12 protein-coding genes are annotated in these 18149 nt (G+C 70.3%); 5 read left to right on the top strand and 7 right to left on the bottom strand.

What is annotated here, in order from left to right; genetic code table 11:
- Positions 1–33: 33 nt before the first annotated feature.
- From STRBO_RS0111475 to STRBO_RS0111505, 7 genes are all read right to left on the bottom strand, one after another.
- On the bottom strand, positions 34–1353 hold the full coding sequence (locus STRBO_RS0111475) for a jacalin-like lectin (RefSeq protein ID WP_005482059.1): 1320 nt from the start codon (positions 1351–1353) through the stop codon (positions 34–36).
- Between the two features lie 510 nt (positions 1354–1863).
- The gene (locus STRBO_RS0111480; RefSeq protein WP_005482063.1) at positions 1864–4767 is read right to left on the bottom strand and encodes a glycoside hydrolase family 2 TIM barrel-domain containing protein; all 2904 of its coding nucleotides are present in this window, start codon (positions 4765–4767) and stop codon (positions 1864–1866) included.
- Positions 4768–4789: 22 nt separating this feature from the next.
- Positions 4790–5683: a carbohydrate ABC transporter permease gene (locus tag STRBO_RS0111485; RefSeq protein WP_005482065.1), complete on the bottom strand. Its 894-nt coding sequence runs from the start codon at positions 5681–5683 to the stop codon at positions 4790–4792.
- Positions 5680–6645 (bottom strand): carbohydrate ABC transporter permease, encoded by a 966-nt coding sequence (locus STRBO_RS0111490; RefSeq protein ID WP_005482066.1) that lies wholly within the window; start codon positions 6643–6645, stop codon positions 5680–5682. The genes STRBO_RS0111485 and STRBO_RS0111490 overlap by 4 nt, the downstream gene beginning before the upstream one ends.
- Positions 6646–6668: 23 nt before the next feature.
- Positions 6669–7934, bottom strand: a complete 1266-nt coding sequence (locus STRBO_RS0111495; protein ID WP_028796594.1) for an ABC transporter substrate-binding protein — start codon at positions 7932–7934, stop codon at positions 6669–6671.
- A 240-nt stretch (positions 7935–8174) separates the two neighbouring features.
- Positions 8175–9464, bottom strand: a complete 1290-nt coding sequence (locus tag STRBO_RS0111500) for an ROK family transcriptional regulator (protein WP_005482069.1) — start codon at positions 9462–9464, stop codon at positions 8175–8177.
- 156 nt (positions 9465–9620) lie between these two features.
- Positions 9621–10868, bottom strand: coding sequence for an FAD-binding protein (locus tag STRBO_RS0111505; RefSeq protein ID WP_005482070.1), 1248 nt, complete (start codon positions 10866–10868; stop codon positions 9621–9623).
- A 154-nt stretch (positions 10869–11022) separates the two neighbouring features.
- Here STRBO_RS0111505 and STRBO_RS0111510 point away from each other — a divergent pair, with 154 nt between their 5' ends.
- The 5 genes from STRBO_RS0111510 to rsgA all read left to right on the top strand — a co-directional run bounded on the left by STRBO_RS0111510 (position 11023) and on the right by rsgA (position 18051).
- The gene (locus tag STRBO_RS0111510; RefSeq protein WP_005482071.1) at positions 11023–12030 is read left to right on the top strand and encodes a hydroxyacid dehydrogenase; all 1008 of its coding nucleotides are present in this window, start codon (positions 11023–11025) and stop codon (positions 12028–12030) included.
- A 268-nt stretch (positions 12031–12298) separates the two neighbouring features.
- The gene (locus STRBO_RS0111515; protein ID WP_020114218.1) at positions 12299–13657 is read left to right on the top strand and encodes a radical SAM protein; all 1359 of its coding nucleotides are present in this window, start codon (positions 12299–12301) and stop codon (positions 13655–13657) included.
- Positions 13658–13928: 271 nt separating this feature from the next.
- Positions 13929–15464, top strand: a complete 1536-nt coding sequence (locus STRBO_RS0111520) for a cellulose-binding domain-containing protein (RefSeq protein ID WP_005482075.1) — start codon at positions 13929–13931, stop codon at positions 15462–15464.
- Positions 15465–15743: 279 nt separating this feature from the next.
- Entirely contained in the window at positions 15744–16580 is an 837-nt protein-coding gene (locus tag STRBO_RS0111525; protein ID WP_005482076.1) for an alpha/beta fold hydrolase, read from the top strand.
- A 361-nt stretch (positions 16581–16941) separates the two neighbouring features.
- Complete coding sequence (gene rsgA / locus STRBO_RS0111530; protein ID WP_005482077.1) at positions 16942–18051, top strand: ribosome small subunit-dependent GTPase A; 1110 nt, start codon at positions 16942–16944, stop codon at positions 18049–18051.
- Positions 18052–18149: the final 98 nt, after the last annotated feature.

An 18149-nucleotide genomic window follows, 5' to 3' on the forward strand; every position in this document is an offset into this window, starting at 1 on the left:
GGGGTCCGGGGGACGGCCTCGTGCCGGGGGTGCTCAGCCGATCGGTGCGTACAGCACGCCCAGCTTGTCGATCTCGTCTCCCGCGCGGCCGGTGAAGCCGACGATCTGCCAGCCGGTGGGAGCGGTGAAGGTCTTCGCGTCGGAGGTGGCCGTGCCGGAGGCGAGGGTGCGGCCCTTGTCCGTGCCGAAGGCGGCGGAGAAGATCCGCGTACGGCCGTCCTTCTGGCCCTGCGTCAGCTTCACCGAGGTGAGGTGCTCGCCGGAGGCCAGGGTGAGGGAGGCCGCCGTGCCGCCGGTACCGCCGTGGGTCAGGGTCGTACCGCCGTCGAGCGTGAGCGAGATCCCGTCGAGGCGGGAGGCGCCGCGCAGGGTCAGGGTGCGGGGCGAGACCGTCGAGGGCAGGTTGTCCGCGTCGGTGAACGCGGTGCCGTGCGGGCCGCCGGCGAAGTCGCTGGCCCGCAGTCGCGGGTTGAGCTTCCAGGAGAAGTCGACCGTGTGCGGGAAGTGGTCGGAGAGGTTGCCGCCCGCCGAGTCGAGGAACTTCGCCCACTCGTTGTTGTAGCGGCTCGCGGTCAGGTCGACCACGTTGCTGTCCCGGTACAAGACCTTGTCGACGACCTCGCAGTCGTTGGCCGGGGCCGTGGTCGGGCAGACCAGCGCGTCACTGCCCAGGGCGGGGGCGACTCCGCCCTTGACCAGCTGCACCCACGGGTCGGTGAGGCCGTTCTCGCCGGCCAGGCTGCGGATGTTGTCGCCGGTGCGTGTGTAGCGGGTGTTGGTGTCGCCCATGACGATCACCGCGTTGCCCGCCGAGTTCGCCTTGATGAACTCCGAGAGCTGGGTGACGTTGGCGCGGCGCGCGGCCATGGCGGCGTCGTCGGAGTCGGCGTTCGTGTGCACGTTGTAGAGGTCGACGTAGACCCCCTCGTCGAGCCGTACGCGGGCGAGCGAGAAGCCCTTCGGGGTAAGGCAGTTGGTGCCGGTGCAGGTGTTCCACTTCACCCGCTGGAAGTCGTCGAACGCGTAGTCCGACAGAGTGTTGAGGCCGTCGCCGAAGGGCACCCCGCCGCTGGTCGCCGTGCGGTAGGGGTGATTGTCGCCCGCGTACAGGGCCGCGTGGTAGTTGAAGTCCTCCTGCACGTTGACGATGTCGTACGCCCCGAGACGCGGCGAGATCAGCGGGGTGTTCGTCGCGGGCTTGCCCGAGCTGAGTCCTTCCGGCAGACCGGCGACGTTGTACGTCAGTACGTTGAACGTGCCGTCGGTGGCCGCCGCGGCGGGGGTGGCGCCGGTGGTGGCCAGACCGGTGACGGCCAGCGCGCCGGCGGCGAACGCGCCGAGCAGTCTTCGCATCGGGCGCGGGGGGTTCGTGGAACGCATGGGGGCTCTCCGGGGGGCGTGGGGAAGATGAGCGGTGCTCAGGTTCAACGTCAATCAGTGTGACGTGCAAGGTCAGTTGGGGAAACAGTGAGGGACGAGGTGATCCGTCGTATCCCTGGCACCCGGCAGCCACGCCGTGATCGTTCGACGTTCATGTGCCCCCTCGATCCTCCACAGGCGGCAGGGTCGTGCCGCGGAGGCGGCCGCGGACGGCAGCGGCAACCGGGCGGCGCTTCATGGAGCATGGGCATGGGCACGGGCACGGTCACGGCCGTCACCACCCCGATCAAGAGCACGGACGCGGGGCCGGCCGCCCCCTCTTCCCTTCTGGTGCGGGGGGACCGGCCCTCGGGACGCCCTGTCCCTCGCGGTGCCGTCCGATCCGCTTCTGAGCACCGTCCAGGAGCGGCTCGCGGCCCGTGAGAAGCGGCCGGTCGGCGTGATCGCCGACCGGCCGCTCCACCCCGGCCCACCACCTGCTCCTTACGACCTCGTCGCCGAGAACACGAACGAGAACTCCGCCGGCCCGGCGAGCAGCTGGTACTGCGGCAGCGGGCCCGGACCGCAGGACTGGGAGCCGATGCCCATCTGGCCGTGGTCGAGGTTGACCCAGACCGTGTCGCCGGCCCGCAGGTCGGTGAGGTGCTCGGCGGCGTCCAGCTGTTCGGTGGTCCAGCGGCGGGCCGTGAACCAGAACTCCGGGTCACCGTCGACGCGCAGACCGCCCAGTTCCGCCCAGCGCACGTCCGGGCGGGCGCCGTTCTCCTGGGGGCGGAGGTAGGGGGTCTGCAGTTCGTCCACCGTGGAGTGGTGACGGCTCACCAGGGACGCCGACCTGGTGTCGGGGTAGCCCTCGCCGGGGCCGCCGCCGTACCACGTCACCGCGTTCGCCGACGGCAGCCCGAAGCGGATGCCGAGCCTCGGGAGCGGGACGGTCCAGTCGCCCTCCGGGGCCACCGACACGGTCAGCTTCAGCCGGGTGTCGTCGGCGGTCCACCGATAGGCCGTGCGCAGGCCGACCTCCGCGGCGGCCGGTGCCACTCGCGTGCGCACGGTCAGCGCGTCCTCGCCCAACTCCACCCCGTCGAGGCGGTGTCGCATACGGTGCAGGCCCAACTTGCGCCACAGCTTTGCGTACGGCGGGACCGGGTGCCAGGGATCGGCGGCGTCGTTGTCCGTCGGTGCCCGCCACACGTCCAGGCGCAGCCCGGTCACGTCGACTTCGCCGATGGTCTTCAGCGCGCCCGTGCGGACGTCGAAGGAGGCCGGGCCGAGATGGATCAGCCGCTCACTCGCCGCGGGGCGGTTGCTCGACGCGACGGTCGGCGACGGCCGCTCGACGGACGGCAGTTGGGCCCACGCGACCTGGTGGTCCTTCCTGCCCCAGGCCGTGTCCTCGGCCAGCAGCGCCCGTACGGTCCACAGCGCCTCGCCCGCCGGTCCGCCGGACGGCGGCTGCGGCAGCTTCACCTCGGCCGACTCGCCGGGCTTCAGGTCGGGCACCGCCAGGGCGCCGGCCTCCACCGTCTTCCCGTCGACCTCGTACGCCCACTCGAAGGCCAGCTCCGACAGATCCGCGAAGTCGAACGCGTTGCGCACCCGGACCGTTCCGGCCCTACCGTCGCCGTCGATACGGACCGGCTCGATGACCTTCTTGAACTCGATCAGGCCGGGGGACGGCGTCCGGTCGGGGAAGATCAGGCCGTCGCAGACGAAGTTGGCGTCGTGCAGCTCCTCGCCGAAGTCGCCGCCGTAGGCGTAGCCCAGCTCCGGGTGCGTGACGCCGTGGTCGATCCACTCCCAGACGAAGCCGCCCTGGATGCGCTCGTGCGCCTCGAAGATGCGCTGGTAGTCGGCGATGCCGCCGGGGCCGTTGCCCATGGCGTGGCCGTACTCGCACTGGATGAAGGGGAGCCCGCGGCGCTTGTGGGTACCGCCGTCCAGACCCTGGCCGATGCGCTCGGTCTCGGCGTGGTCGGCGTACATCCGGGAGTAGATGTCGGTGTCGCGGCAGTCCCAGTCGCCCTCGTAGTGCACGAGACGTGAGCCGTCGCGGCCGTGGATCCACTCGGCCATGGCGGTGAGGCCGCGGCCGGTGCCGGCCTCGTTGCCGAGCGACCAGATGACCACCGAGGGGTGGTTCTTGTCGCGCTCGACCATCCGGGCCGCGCGGTCCAGGAGGGCCGGGGTCCAGCGGTCGTCGTCGACGGGGTTGTCCCGCCAGTTCTGCTCGGTGAAGCCGTGCGTCTCCAGGTCGCACTCGTCGATCACCCAGAGGCCGTACTCGTCGCACAGATCGAGGAAGGCCGGGTGCGGCGGGTAGTGCGAGGTACGGACCGCGTTGAGGTTGTGCCGCTTCATCAGCAGCACGTCCTCGCGCATCGTCTCCAGGTCCAGGGCGCGGCCCGTCTCCGGGTGCCACTCGTGCCGGTTGACGCCCTTGAACAGGATCGCCTTCCCGTTGACCTTCAGCAGGCCGTCCTCCAGCACGACCGTGCGGAAGCCGATCCGCAGCGGGACGCGCTCGCCCTCGGTGACCAGCTCGCCGTCGTACAGCTTCGGGGTCTCGGCGGTCCACGGCTCGACCGGGACCGTCACCGGCTCGCCGGTCGCGACATCGATGTCGAGGGAGGGCACGAGGACCCGGCCGTCGACGTCGGAGTCGACGCGCAGGGTCCCGATGCCGCCCGTGTGGTCGTAGGCGGCGTGCACGAAGAAGTCGAGGGCGCTGCCCGCAGGGCGGTGCAGCAGGGTGACGTCCCGGAAGATGCCGGGCAGCCACCACTGGTCCTGGTCCTCCAGGTAGGAGCCCGCCGACCACTGGTGGACCCGGACGGCGAGCACGTTCCCCGCCGGCTTCAGCAGGTGCCCGACCGCGAACTCGTGCGGCAGCCGGGACCCCTTGAACTCACCGATGTCCGTGCCGTTCAGCCACACCCGGGCACAGGACTCCACACCGTCGAACCGCAGCACCGCCCCGCCCTCGTCGAGAGCGGGCCACTCCTGCGGCAGGTCGAAGAACCGCAGGTGGTCGCCGGTCGGGTTCTCCGTCGGCACCCGCGGCGGGTCCACCGGGAAGGGGTACAGGTGGTTGGTGTAGATCGGCGCCCCGAAGGCACCGTCCCCCTGCAGCACCCAGTGGCCCGGCACCGCCACCTCCGCCCAGCCCCCGGCGTCGTACCCCTGCGCCGCGAACGAGTCGTCCTCGGCGTCGGCGCTGGGGGAGAGGCGGAAGCGCCAGCTCCCGTTGAGCGACAGCGACCGGGCGTCGGAGGACGCGTACCAGGCACGGGGCGGCAGGGCCCCGCTGCCCGGCGAGACGTCCTCGACGTAGTCGACGGATGTGCCGGTGGAGGAGGTGGTGGTGCCGGTGGTGCGGAAAGACATCGGTCTCCTTGCTGATTTTTTCCTAGCCCTTGATCCCAGTCTGCGCGATGCCCTGCACCAGCCAGCGCTGGAGGAAGAGGAAGACGAACACCAGGGGCAGGATGGAGATGGCTGTGGCCATGAAGATCAGGTGGAAGTTGACGGTCTGGCCGGTCATGTAGTTCGAGAGTGCGACCTGGACGGTCCACGCGCTCGGGTCCTGACCGATGACCAGGGGCCACAGGAAGGAGTTCCACCCGCTGATGAACGTGATCGTCGCCATCGCGGCGAAGAAGTTCAGCGAGTTGGGTACGACCACCCGCCAGTACGCGCCCATGTATCCGAGCCCGTCCACACGCGCCGCCTCCTCCAGCTCCTTGGGGAACCCCAGGAAGTACTGCCGGAACAGGAAGCAGGTGAAACCACTGAAGAGGCCCGGAATGATGAGGCCCCGGTAGGTGTCGATCCAGCCGAGGGAGGACACCAGCACGAAGCTGGGCACGAAGGTCACGGCGGTGGGGACCATCAGGGTGCCCAGCACCGCGTAGAAGATCTTGTTGGCGTGCTTGTACGGGATACGTGCCAGGCCGTAGCCGGCCAGCGAGCAGACGAGCAGCGTACCCACGGTGTGCAGGACGCCGACGACCGCCGAGTTCCACAGCGAGCGCGCGAAGTCGACCGACGGATCGTCGAACGGCTCGCTGATGTTGCCCCACTGGATGTCGGTGGGGAACCACTGCCATTCCTCGCCCGTGATCTCCGGGTCCGTCATCAGCGCGTTGCGGAGGATCAGATAGAACGGGATCAGGAAGAGGAGGGCGGCGAAGCCGGTGGCGACGTACAGCCCGGTCGAGCCGATCACACTGCCGGTGCGCACGCGACGCGGCTTGGCCGACACGTCCGCCCGGTCCGCCGGAGGTGTCGTGGTGGTGGTCACTTGGACTCCTCACCCCTTCCGAATCCCATGAACTTGCCCTGGAGCAGGGTGACGAGGCAGATCAGTACGGTGAGGATCAGCGCGCCCGCACTGCCCGCGCCGTAGTCCTGGCTGTCACCCAGCGCCTTGTAATACAGCTCGACAAGTGGCGGTCTGCCCCAGGTGGTCTTCGACAGCAGGTTGAAGAACTCGTCGAAGGCCTGGTACGCCGCCACGAGCAGCAGCAGGATCACGGCGGTGGAGGTCGCCCGCAGCTGCGGCAGGGTGATGTGCCAGAAGGTCTGCCAGCCCGGCTTCGCACCGTCGATCGAGGCGGCCTCGTACAGCTCCTGCGGGATGTTCTGCAGGGCCGCGATGAAGAGGATCATGTAGAAGCCGGCCTGGAGCCACAGCCGGACACTCAGGATGACCAGCCAGTACCACGGCGGGTCGGGGGTGGCCAGCCAGGAGGTGTTCTCGATGCCGAAGACGCCCAGGAAGGTGTTCATCATGCCGAAGCGGACACCGCTGAAGATGGACATCTTCCACACCAGCGAGGCGGCGACATAGCTGACCGCCGTGGGCAGGAAGAACACTGACCGGAAGAACGCCCGCATGAACCGCAGCCGGTTCACCATGAGCGCCAGCCCCAGCGAGGCCGCCCAGGTGGTCGGCACGATGAAGAGGGCGAAGATCGTGAAGGTGACGAGGGACCCCATGAAGTCCTCGTCGGTCAGCATCGTCACATAGTTCTCGAAGCCGATGAACGTACTCGGGGTGACCGTGAAACGGGCCTCGAAGAACGACAGATACAGACTCCACAGGATCGGCAGGTAGACGAAGACCGCCAGGCCGATCAGGAACGGCCCGGTGAAGAGCCAGAAGTTGAAGGTGGGGGAGCCCCGCAGCCCCCGCCGCGGCTTGGCCGGGGAGGCCTTGGCCGGGGCGGGGCTGGAGACGCCGTCCTTGGTGATGGTCGACATGGTGTGAGTACCTGTCCGCCGGCCTATCCGAAGAGCTTCTTGAGCTCTTTGTTGACCTTCGCGTCGGCCTTGGTGAGTTCCTTGTCCGGGTCGCCGCCCTTGCGCACGGAGTTGGCGAGGACGTCCTCCAGGGCGGTGATGCTCGCCTGGGTCCAGCCGATGTTGTCGAAGTTGCCGTACTCGTTGAAGAGCTTGACGCCCTCAGCGGGCAGACCCGACTTCAGCTTCTCGGCCGACTGCGCGATGGAGGTGCGCGGCGGGATGTGGAAGCCGTAGGAGAGCGCCCAGTCCTCCTGGTACTCCTTCTGGTCGATCCACAGCCACTTCACGTATTCCTTGGTCTCGTCGACGTTCTTGCCCTTGGCGTTGACGAACATCGACCAGCCGCCGTTGTAGACGGAGAGCTTGCCCGCGTCGCCGACCTTCGGGAACGGGAAGATGCCGAGGTCGTCGCCGAGCGCTTCCTGCATCTGGGGCATCGCCCACATGCCGCACCACTGCATGGCGGTCAGGCCCTGGTTGAGCGCCGACGGGTCCCAGAAGTCGGTCGGGGCGTCGAGCAGCAGATCACCGCTGGTGAACAGCTTGCGCAGCTGCTTGAAGCCGTCGACGACCGCGTCCGTGTGGTAGGCGATCTGGTTCTTGTCGTCGAGGTGCTGCGCGCCGGCCGACCAGATCAGCGGGTTGATCATCGAGTGCAGGGTGTTGCCGAGGTAGGCGCCCTTGACCTTGCTGGTGGTCAGCTTGGCGGCGGCTTCGGCCAGCTCCTCCAGCGTCTGGGGGACCTCGACACCGGCCTTCTCGAACATCGACTTGCGGTAGAAGAAGAACTGCGGGTCGTCGATCATCCGGATGCCGTATATCTTCCCGTCGACCGTGTGCGAGGCGATGTCGGCCGGGTTGAAGTCGTCCTTGACGGGGTTGATCAGATCGCTGAGGTCGGCGACCTGACCGCTCTCGATCATCTGCAGCTGCGGGTGGAACTCGAAGCAGTCGGGGGCCTTGTCCGTGAGCAGCGAAGCGAAGAGCTTGCTCTCGAAGTTGGAACCGGTGATCCACTGCGTGGTGACGTTTCCGCCCTTGTAGGCCTTCGCGTACTTCTTGATCGCCTGCTCGGTGCCCGCCTCGCCGTACGCGTGGAAGTACTGCGTGAGACCGGCGCCCGACCCCCCGCCGTTGCTCCGGCCGGTGTTGCTGCCGCATGCGGCCAGACCGCCGGCGGCGGCCAGACCCATGGCGGCCCGCAGTACGGAGCGGCGGTCGAAGTTGCTGTTGCTCATTGCCGACATGCTGACGTCCTTGTCTCGAGTACGGCTGCGGCGCTGCGCCCACGGCTCGGCGGCTCAGTGCCAGTTGGCTCAAAGAGGCTTGCGGTGCGGGACGTTAACCTTCGGCTAAGGCTTCGGCAAGGGGTTGGACGAAGTCTGTTCGAAGCGTTGTATTCGGTTCGGTGTTCCGAACGTCCGTGCGGTGCAATGCATTTGACGTGGGGGTGAGGGCCGCCGGGTCAGGGTCCGGCGGCCCTCGGCTCAGGGGTGTGGGTGCAGCCGTTCGCGCTCGTCGAGGCGCCCTCGACGGCGTACGGCGGGCTTGCCCGGGGCGGCGCGTCTGCCCGGCTTCTGCCCGACCGACTGGAGCGCGCCCTCCAGCGCGAAGGTCGCCGCGCCGAGGCATGCCGGGTCGGTGGGGATCAGGGAGAGGACGATGTCGGTGGCGGCCATCGGGCGCGGCAGCGCGTGCCGGGCGACGGCCTCGCGCACCTCCGCGACCAGCGGCTCACCGAGGGCGGCCGCGACCCAGCTGCTCAGCACGACCACTTCGGGATTGAAGAGATTGACCAGGTCGGCGATGCCCGCACCCAGATAGCGGGCGGTGTCGCGCACCACCTTGATCGCCACCGGGTCCTGCCGGGCCACCCCCCGCGCGAGCGCGGCGATGGTGGCCGTCTGGTCCTCGGGATGCAGCAGCGTGCTGCGCGGACTCAGCTCCCGGAGGTTCAGCATGATCCCCGGGGCGCCCACATACGTCTCCACGCACCCGTGGTTGCCGCAGTGGCACAGTCGGCCGTCCAGCACGATCGTGGTGTGGCCCCACTCCCCGGCGCTGTTGCTCACGCCCCGGTGCAGCCCGCCGCCCAGAACGAGCCCGGCTCCCACACCGGTCCCGAGGTTGACGATCACGGCGTCACCGCGCCCCCGCGCGGCCCCGAACCACAGCTCGGCCACCGCGACGGCGCGCAGCGGATTGTCCAGGTACAGGGGATAGGCGATGTGCTCGGTCAGCAGGTCGAGCAGAGGCACGTCGTGCCAGTCCCAGTTCGGCGCGTACTCCGAGATGCCGGTGGCGCGGTCCACCTGCCCCGGCACGCTCACCCCGACGCCGAGCACCCGCGCGCCCTCGATGCCGGCCTGCGCGACCACCGAGCCGACGGCGGCGGCCACGTGCCCCACCATCTGCTCGGGCAGATTCTCGCCGGGCCGGACGTCCTCCTCGGCCCGGGCCAGGACGTTCAGCGCCAGGTCGAACAGCTCGACATGGACGTACGTCTCGGCGATGTCGACGCCGATCAACGCGCCCCCCGACGCGTTGACGGCCACCAGTCCCCGGGGGCGGCCCCCGGCCGAGTCCTCGAACCCGACCTCGGTGATCATGCGGAGGTCGAGCAGTTCGCCGACGAGCGTGGCGACCGTGGCGAGGCTCAGCCCGGTCGCCGCCGCCAGCTCCTGCCGGGAGGTGGGAGACTTGGCGATGATCTGGCGGAGCACCTCGTAGCGGTTCGCGGTGCGAATGTCGCGTGAGGTGCGCTTCACCGACGACATGATCCCCTCGATCCCTCCAGGCCATGACGAGGCCTGTTGCCCCGGCGCGGTCGAAGGCTATGGCGCGGAAGGGGCTTTCTACAAGGGGTTAGGAAAGGGGGTTTACGAAGTCGTCCGGCGAACCGCCGACCGTGGCCGGAGAACGACCGTGAGCTTCTACGCGCCGAGAACCTCCCGTACGAAGGTGTTGCGGAACGTGCCCGCGGGGTCCAGCCCGTCGGCCACCCGCCGGAAATCACCCAGCCGGGGGTACAGCCGCCCCAGTTCGGCCGCCGGCACGGTGAACACCTTGCCCCAGTGCGGCCGCGCCTCGAACGGTGCGAGCACCTCCTCCACCCGCCGCACCACCGGCAGGACCGGTGCCGCGTCCGCGATCCACGTGAAGTGCAGCGCGACCGTGTCCCGGCCCTCGGCGGGGCCGATCCACTGCTCGTCGGCGGCCATCGTCCGGACCTCGCAGACCTGCAGCACCGGTGCCACGGCGTGCCGGATCCCGTCGACCGCGCGCAGGGCGTCCAGGGCGAACGGGCGCGGCAGCAGATACTCCGACTGCAGTTCCTCCCCGCTGCTCGGCGTGAACTCCGCCCGGAAGTGCGGCAGCCGCTCGTGCCAGGGGCCGGGCACCCCGAACTGCTCGGTGCAGTTCACCGCCGGCATCCCCGGCACCGGGTGCATCGCCTCGGTGGCGGGCGCGGCCCACGGGAAGTCGGTCGTGGGCCGGTCCCGGCGCCGCTTGACCCACACCTGGTCGAAGCCGGCGTGCTGCCAGCGGGTGAAGAGGCTCACGCTGTACGCCGACGCCGACACGGCATCGAAGTCCAGTCCGTCCAGGGGGAGTTCTCCGAAGACGTGCTGGGTCACCTCGAAGGCGGGCTCCAGGTCGAGGGTGAGCGCGGTGACCACGCCGAGGGCGCCGAGCGAGGTGACCGCCGCGCCGAAGCGCTCGTCGCCACGCGTGAGCGTCAGCGCCGACCCGTCCGCCGTGACCAGCTCGACCTCGCGCACGGCCGCCGCGAGCGGACCGTTGCCGTCGCCGGAGCCGTGGGTGCCGGTGGCCACCGAGCCGGCGACGGAGATGTGCGGGAGGGAGGCCATGTTGTGCAGGGCGAGACCGTGGGCGTGCACCGCGCGGGCCAGCTCCGCGTACCGGACACCGCCGCCGACCCGGACCGTACGGGCCACCGTGTCCACGTCGATCGCCGGTGGCAGGCCGGTCAGGGAGAGCAGAACGCCCTCGGGGCCGGGCTCCGCGATCTCGTTGAACGAGTGCCCGCTGCCCAGCACCCGCACGCGCTCGCTGCCCGCGACCAGGGCCCGCAGCGCGTCGACGGTGCGCGGACGGTGCAGCTCCTTCGCGGTGTACGTGATGTTCCCGGCCCAGTTGGTCAGGGTCTCCGCCGTCATGCTGGATGTCCTTTGCGCTCCACGAGCCGTCGCTGTCGAGGGCCATCTTCTCCGCCCCGGTCCCACCGCTCCTTCATTGACCCTCTGGCAGGCGCCTGCCTACCGTAGAGAGCGGTTGCTGTCGCCTGCCTCCCCCCTGTCGGAAGGTCCTTCCTTGCCCGAGCGTCCGCTCGCCCTGTTCGCCATGACGGCAGAGAACGTTCCGCGGGTCTTCCCGCCGGAGGTGCTGTCACGGCTGCGCGAGAGCGTCGAGATCGATCCCGCCCTGGTCGCCGAGGACTTCGCCGACCCCCGGGTCCACAAGGCGCTGGCCGAGGCCGAGGTGCTGGTCACGGGCTGGGGCTGCCCCCGTATCGACCGGGCGGTCCTGGACGCCGCGCCCCGGCTGCGGGCGGTGCTGCACTCGGCGGGCTCGGTGAAGGGGTTCGTCACCCCCGCCGTCTGGGAGCGGGGGATCGCCGTCTCCACGGCCGCCGCCGCCAACGCCGTGCCCGTCGCGGAGTACACGCTCGCCATGATCCTGCTCGCCGGCAAGGACATCCTCGGCCGCCGTGAACGCCTGCGGACCGAGCGCGCCTCACCGGGCTGGGGATTCGTCCCCGGCATCGGCAACCACGGCCGCCGCGTCGGTGTCATCGGCGCCTCCCGCATCGGCCGCCGCGTCATCGAGCTGCTGCGCCCCTTCGACCTCCGGGTGAGCCTCACCGACCCCTACGTCGACGAGGCCGGGGCCGCCGCCCTCGGCGTACCCCTGCTGCCGCTCGACGACCTGCTGCGCACCTGCGACATCGTCACCGTGCACGCCCCGGACACCCCCGAGACCCACCGGCTCCTCGACCGCCGCGCACTCGCCCTCATGCCCGACGGGGCCGTCCTGATCAACACCGCGCGCGGCGCCCTCGTCGACCACGACGCCCTCCTCGACGAGCTGCGCGCCGGCCGGCTCTCCGCGATCCTCGACGTCACCGATCCCGAACCCCTGCCCGCCGACTCCCCCCTCCTCGACCTGCCGAACGCCTTCGTCACCCCCCACCTGGCCGGCTCCCAGGGCAACGAGGTCGCCCGTCTCGGCCTCGCGGTCACGGAAGAGGCCGAACGCCTCACCACCGGCCGGGAACTGGCCCATGCCCTGGACCGCACGACGCTGGAACGCATGGCGTGAACCCGGCGCCGCCACCGCGGCGGCCCATGCCACGAGGCACCCGAACGAATCGACCGGCCCCGGCACGAGGAGCGGCCGCCGCCCCCCGGACCGCTCCCGGCGGCCGGTGCCCGCGCGGCGGCACTCACGAGGAATCCGGTGACCGCCGTCACCCTCGCCCCGCCGAGGGCCCCCGCTCCCACGTCCCCGCCCGCGGAGGCATACCGTGAGGTGGCGAACAACGACGACGGACGACCTCTTGCGTGACGTCGGGAGCGAGGAGAACGGGATGGGCAGCCGCACCGCACTGGTGGAGGACCTGATGGAGAGGTTCCCGCACGTGCCACGGGAAGCCGTCTTCAAGGAGGACCTGCTCAGGGGTGGAGTGGCGTTCGACGCCTCCGCGCTGAGCGACAACGAGAAGGGCGATGTCAAGCCGAAGTCGTACTTCATCTTCTCCTTCGACCACGGCACCCTCCCCGAGCTGGGCGAGGCCGCACTGCGCCGCCCGCCGGAGGAGATCATCCTCACCGGCGGCCCGTACGACCTGCGGCGCACGGTCGTCTCCGTACGGGTCAACCCCGCCTCGCCCTACCGGGTGGCCTCCGACGAGGAGGGCCTCCTCGGCCTCTACCTCGACGGGCGGCGCATCGCCGACGTCGGCGTGCCGCCCATGCCCGAGTACTACCGGCACACCCTCTCCAACGGGAAGTCCGTGATGGAGGTGGCCCCGACGATCCAGTGGGGCTACCTGATCTACCTCACCGTCTTCCGGGTCTGCCAGTACTTCGGCGCGAAGGAGGAGTGCCAGTACTGCGACATCAACCACAACTGGCGCCAGCACAAGGCGGCGGGTCGGCCGTACACGGGTGTGAAGGACGTCGACGAGGTCCTGGAGGCGCTGGAGATCATCGACCGGTACGACACGGCGAAGACTTCCACCGCGTACACGCTCACCGGCGGCGCCATCACCAAGACGGTCTCCGGCCGGGACGAGGCCGACTTCTACGGCCACTACGCCAAGGCCATCGAGGAGCGCTTCCCCGACCGCTGGATCGGCAAGGTCGTCGCCCAGGCGCTGCCGATGGACGACGTCAAGCGCTTCCACGACTACGGCGTCAAGATCTACCACCCCAACTACGAGGTGTGGGACGAGTACCTCTTCAAGATGTACTGCCCCGGCAAGGAGCGCTACGTCGGCCGCGACGAGTGGCACAAGCGGATCCTGGACTCGGCGGGCGTCTTCGGCGCGCGCAACGTGATCCCCAACTTCGTGGCGGGCGTGGAGATGGCCGAGCCGTTCGGGTTCACCACGGTCGACGAGGCCATCGCCTCGACCACCGAGGGCCTGCGCTTCTTCATGTCGCACGGCATCACGCCCCGCTTCACCACCTGGTGCCCGGAGCCCACGACCCCGCTCGGCAAGGCCAACCCGCAGGGGGCGCCGCTGGAGTACCACATCCGGCTGCTGCAGGCCTATCGCGCCACGATGGACGAGTTCGGACTGTCCTCGCCGCCCGGCTACGGCCCGCCCGGCCCCGGCAACGCCGTCTTCTCCGTCAGCTCCTTCATGGACAGCCTCCCGGCCGTCGAGGAGGTGCCCGAAGGGGCGCCCAAGGAGGCGGCCGAGGAGACGACCAGGGGCTAGAGAGGGAGAGAAGGGGGGCCGACACGGAGAGTACCGACGACGTTTCCCTTCGGTAACTCCTGTGACCGTTGAGTCGATCGGGTCCGGCGTACGTACCACTCCACAAGCGTGACCGCTGGTGACGGCAGTTGAAGACGCGGCTTGTCAGTTGTGCGGAAACCGTGAAAAGCTCTGGGCCACCCGCAAGGTGGTCCCCCCAACTCCCTTGAAGCAAAGGGTAGTTGACCGCTTTTGCGAACTTCCCCCCTCGCTCTGTGGATGCAGGAGACCCATGCCCGACCTGCCGAAGCCCCAGGACGCCGCCGAGGCCGCGTTGTTCTCGGAGTGCTGGGACGCGGTCCTGTCGTACGCCGACCTGTGCACGTCCGGTTCGACGGCGGCGACCCAACTGGCCACCGACGCCTTCACGCACGGCATGCACGAGGCCCGCGCCCTGGAGTTCGACATCTGGGCCGACCGCGGTGCCGGACGGCGTGCCCTGCGACTGCCACGCATACCCTTCCTCCTGACCTGGGTCAGGACCACCGCCGCGACCTGGGAGACGGGCGGCCAGGGTCACCGGCTCGACCCCGACCTGCGCCTGTGGCTCAACTCGGACAAGGCCGCCCGTTACACCGGCCCGCCGCTGCACCGCCCCCTCGCCCTGCGCGCCCTGCGTGACATGCAGGAACCCGACGCGGCCCTGCTGTGGCTCGCCGAGGTCGAGTCGCTGCCGCTGGGCTCGGTGGCCCGCCGCCTCGGCCTGGACCCGGAAGTCGCCCGGTCCGAACTCGACCAGGTGCGTGCGCTGTTCAGGGACCGCTGCGCCCGCAGCCAGCTCGACACACCCATGAACCCCGACTGCCGCAGCTACGCCCGGCTGCTGGACGCGGTCACCCGGTCGCCCGGCACCGACACCCCCGACGACCTCTCGCGCCACCTCGCCACCTGCGTGGAGTGCGCCGAGGCCGCGGCCTGTCTCGGCCTGCACGGCGGCGGTCTGCCCGCCGCGCTCGCCGGCGGCGTGATCGGCTGGGGCGGACTCGCCTACCTGGAGCGCCGCCGCCGCGCGGCCGACGCCGGGCTGCTCCCCGGGCGCGCCGACGCCACCGGTAGCGACCGCGGACTCTCACCGGGCCGGGAGCCGGGGCCCCGGTTCGGCCGCAACGGGCTGCTCGTCGCCGCCGGTCTGGTCTCCGTGCTGGCGCTCGCCGTCTCCCTCATGCCCTTCGGCGAGGACGACACGGTCGCCGGCGGCCCGTCCGCCGACGACTCACCGGTGGTCCAGCAGGACCCGAGGTTCCCGGTGTCCCCGCCCCCGTCCGGGGAGGGGTCCGAACTGCAGAGCACGACCCGGCCCGGGCCGACCGGCTCCGGCGACAAGGACGACAAGGGCGACAAGGACGACAAGGACAAGGGCGGCAACAGTAACGAGGAGCCCCAGGGCGACTCCTCGTCGCCGGCCCGCGTCTCCCACAAGCCGGTCGACCCCGGCAAGTCGCCCAAGGCCGTCTGTCACGTCCGCTACCAGCTCGTCAACGAGTGGCCCGGCGGCTTCCAGGCCACCGTCACCGTCACCTCCAAGAAGGCCATCGACGGCTGGCGCCTCGGCTGGACCTACGCGGGCGACCAGCGCGTCACCCAGATGTGGGACGGCACCTTCGACCAGGAGGGCTCGCAGGTCAGCGTCACCGCCGCCGACTACAACAAGTCCGTGGCCGCGGGCGGCACCTTCGGCGTCGGCTTCCTCGGCATCTGGCAGGGCTTCGACAACCCCGACCCCGTGAAGTTCACCCTCGACGGGAGTCCCTGCGCGACGGGGAAGTGAACGCGTCGCGTCCCGGAGGGCCCAGAGCCCGCCCGGGGCGCGCGCCCCGCTCCGCCCCGCCCCGCAGCGCGTGCGGTGGCGCCCGTCGCGGCGCACCGTCGCGGACAGCCGGCGGGCCCCCGCGAACGCGAACCCCGGCTCCACCCTTGCGCTGCCGGGCAAGAACCGGTGCACTCGTGGACGATCGACAGCGGGTGATTCTTCCTATGGTCGTCGCATTCCCGCCGTGCGTGCCGCTCAGCCGGACGCCGGTCATCCGCGAACGAAGGAACGAACCCCATGCCGTACATCACCGTGGGCCAGGAGAACTCGACCACCATCGACCTCTACTACGAGGACCACGGGAGCGGTCAGCCGGTCGTCCTCATCCACGGCTTCCCGCTCGACGGGCACTCCTGGGAGCGGCAGAGCGCCGTACTCCTGGAGGCCGGGTACCGCGTCATCACGTACGACCGCCGCGGTTTCGGACAGTCCAGCCAGCCGACGACCGGCTACGACTACGACACCTTCGCCGCCGACCTGAACACGGTGATGGAGACCCTCGACCTGCGTGACGCCGTCCTGGTCGGGTTCTCCATGGGCACGGGCGAGGTCGCCCGCTACGTGTCCGCCCACGGCACGGAGCGGATCGCCAAGGTGGCGTTCCTCGCGTCGCTGGAGCCCTGCCTGCTGAAGTCCGACGACAACCCCGACGGGGTCGCCCCGAAGGAGTTCTTCGACGGCGTCGTCGCGGCCGTGAAGGCGGACCGGTACGCCTACTACACCGCCTTCTACGAGGACTTCTACAACCTGGACGAGAACCTCGGCACCAGGATCAGCGAGGAAGCGGTCCGCCACAGCTGGGACGTCGCGGCCGGCGGCGGGTTCTTCGCCGCCGCCGCCGCGCCGTCGACCTGGTACACCGACTTCCGGGCGGACATCCCGGCCATCGACGTGCCGGCCCTGATCCTGCACGGCACGGGCGACCGGATCCTGCCCGTGGAGGGCACCGCCCGCCCCTTCCACAAGGCGCTCCCCTCCGCCGACTACGTCGAGATCGAGGGCGCCCCGCACGGTCTGCTGTGGACCCACGCGGAGGAGGTCAACACCGCGCTCCTCGCCTTCCTCGGGAAGTGACCCGTACGGGACCGACGGCCGGGGGAACCCGGGCGTCGGTCCCCCGCCCCTTTGCGGTGCGGCAGCCGTTCCAAGCCCCTGAGAAATTGGCTGGCGTGCGCCGCCGGGTGTTCCTATCCTGAGGGGGCTTCACGCGGTGGCTCACGGCTGCCGCTGTCAGTCGTGTGTCAGTAGGACGAACCAGTACGCGGAAGTACGTCAGTCGTACGGAGAAACGGGAGGTGTGACCGATGGCTGTCTCTGTGATGGGCGCTGCCCGCAACCAGAAGATCATCCACTCCACCCCCGTGGCCTCCGGCTGACCTTTCCCACACAGCGCGCACACGCGTGCCGCCGGGGCCGCCCTTGTGAAGGGTTTCCCTTGAACCTCCTTTCTCTTTCGGCCTCTTCGACTTCCCCGCACCCCCTCGCCGCGTACGGCTGGGACGAGGGCTGGGAAGCGGAGTTCGCCGTCCACGCCGAGCAGGGTCTGCTGTCCGGCCGTGTCGTCCGGGTCGACCGCGGGCAGTGCGACGTCATCACCTCGGACGGTCTGCTGCGGGCCGACACCGCGTTCGTCACCCCCCACGACCCGCTGCGGGTGGTGTGCACGGGCGACTGGGTGGCCGTGGAACCCGCGGGCGACCCCCGCTACGTCCGCACCTACCTGCCCCGCCGCAGCGCCTTCGTACGCTCAACCTCCTCCAAGCGCGCCGAGGGACAGATCCTGGCGGCCAACGTCGACTACGCGGTCGTCGCCGTGTCGCTCGCCCTGGAACTCGACCTCGGCCGTGTCGAACGGTTCCTCGCGCTGGCCTGGGAGTCCGGGGCGCAACCGGTGGTCGTGCTCACCAAGGCCGACCTCGTGCCGGACGCCGCCACACTGGCGCATCTGGTGCAGGACGTGGAGACCGTCGCGCCCGGCGTCGCCGTGCTGACGGTCAGTTCCGCGTTCGGCGAGGGCCTCGACGTCCTCGCCGCGGTGCTCTCCGGCGGAACCTCCGTACTGCTCGGGCAGTCCGGCGCCGGCAAGTCGACCCTCGCCAACGCGCTGCTCGGCGACGACGTGATGGACGTCCAGGCCATCCGTGACGTGGACGGCAAGGGACGGCACACCACGACCACCCGCAACCTCCTCGCCCTGCCCGGCGGCGGGGTCCTCATCGACACCCCGGGCCTGCGCGGCGTCGGCCTCTGGGACGCCGAGAGCGGGGTCGGACAGGTCTTCGCGGAGATCGAGGCCCTCGCCGCCGACTGCCGTTTCCACGACTGCGCGCACATCGCCGAGCCCGGCTGCGCGGTCCTCGGCGCGGTCGAGTCCGGTGAACTGCCGGAGCGACGCCTCGACAGCTACCGCAAGCTGCTCCGCGAGAACCAGCGGATCGTCGCCAAGAGCGACGCGCGGGTGCGGGCCGAGATCCGCAAGGAGTGGAAGCGGCGCGGCGCGGAGGGCCGCGCGGCGATGGAGGCGAAGAGGGGCGGCCGTCGCTGATCCCGGCGCGGGCGGGAGGGGCGTGTCGCGCGGTTCCGCGCGCACGCCCCCGGGGGAGGCGAGGCCGCGCGCCCCTGCTTCCCTTCCCCGTCCCCCGG

The organism is Streptomyces bottropensis ATCC 25435, from assembly GCF_000383595.1.
In the GTDB taxonomy this organism is placed as follows: Bacteria; Actinomycetota; Actinomycetes; order Streptomycetales; family Streptomycetaceae; genus Streptomyces; species Streptomyces bottropensis.

What these genes read in the sequence shown, in the direction of transcription:
- STRBO_RS0111525 (WP_005482076.1), top strand. Translation starts at nt 15,744, where the DNA reads ATGCCGTACATCACCGTGGGCCAGGAGAACTCGACCACCATCGACCTC.
- STRBO_RS0111475 (WP_005482059.1), bottom strand. Translation starts at nt 1,353, where the DNA reads ATGCGAAGACTGCTCGGCGCGTTCGCCGCCGGCGCGCTGGCCGTCACC.
- STRBO_RS0111500 (WP_005482069.1), bottom strand. Translation starts at nt 9,464, where the DNA reads ATGTCGTCGGTGAAGCGCACCTCACGCGACATTCGCACCGCGAACCGC.
- STRBO_RS0111505 (WP_005482070.1), bottom strand. Translation starts at nt 10,868, where the DNA reads ATGACGGCGGAGACCCTGACCAACTGGGCCGGGAACATCACGTACACC.
- STRBO_RS0111480 (WP_005482063.1), bottom strand. Translation starts at nt 4,767, where the DNA reads ATGTCTTTCCGCACCACCGGCACCACCACCTCCTCCACCGGCACATCC.
- STRBO_RS0111515 (WP_020114218.1), top strand. Translation starts at nt 12,299, where the DNA reads ATGGGCAGCCGCACCGCACTGGTGGAGGACCTGATGGAGAGGTTCCCG.
- STRBO_RS0111520 (WP_005482075.1), top strand. Translation starts at nt 13,929, where the DNA reads ATGCCCGACCTGCCGAAGCCCCAGGACGCCGCCGAGGCCGCGTTGTTC.
- STRBO_RS0111490 (WP_005482066.1), bottom strand. Translation starts at nt 6,645, where the DNA reads ATGTCGACCATCACCAAGGACGGCGTCTCCAGCCCCGCCCCGGCCAAG.
- STRBO_RS0111495 (WP_028796594.1), bottom strand. Translation starts at nt 7,934, where the DNA reads ATGTCGGCAATGAGCAACAGCAACTTCGACCGCCGCTCCGTACTGCGG.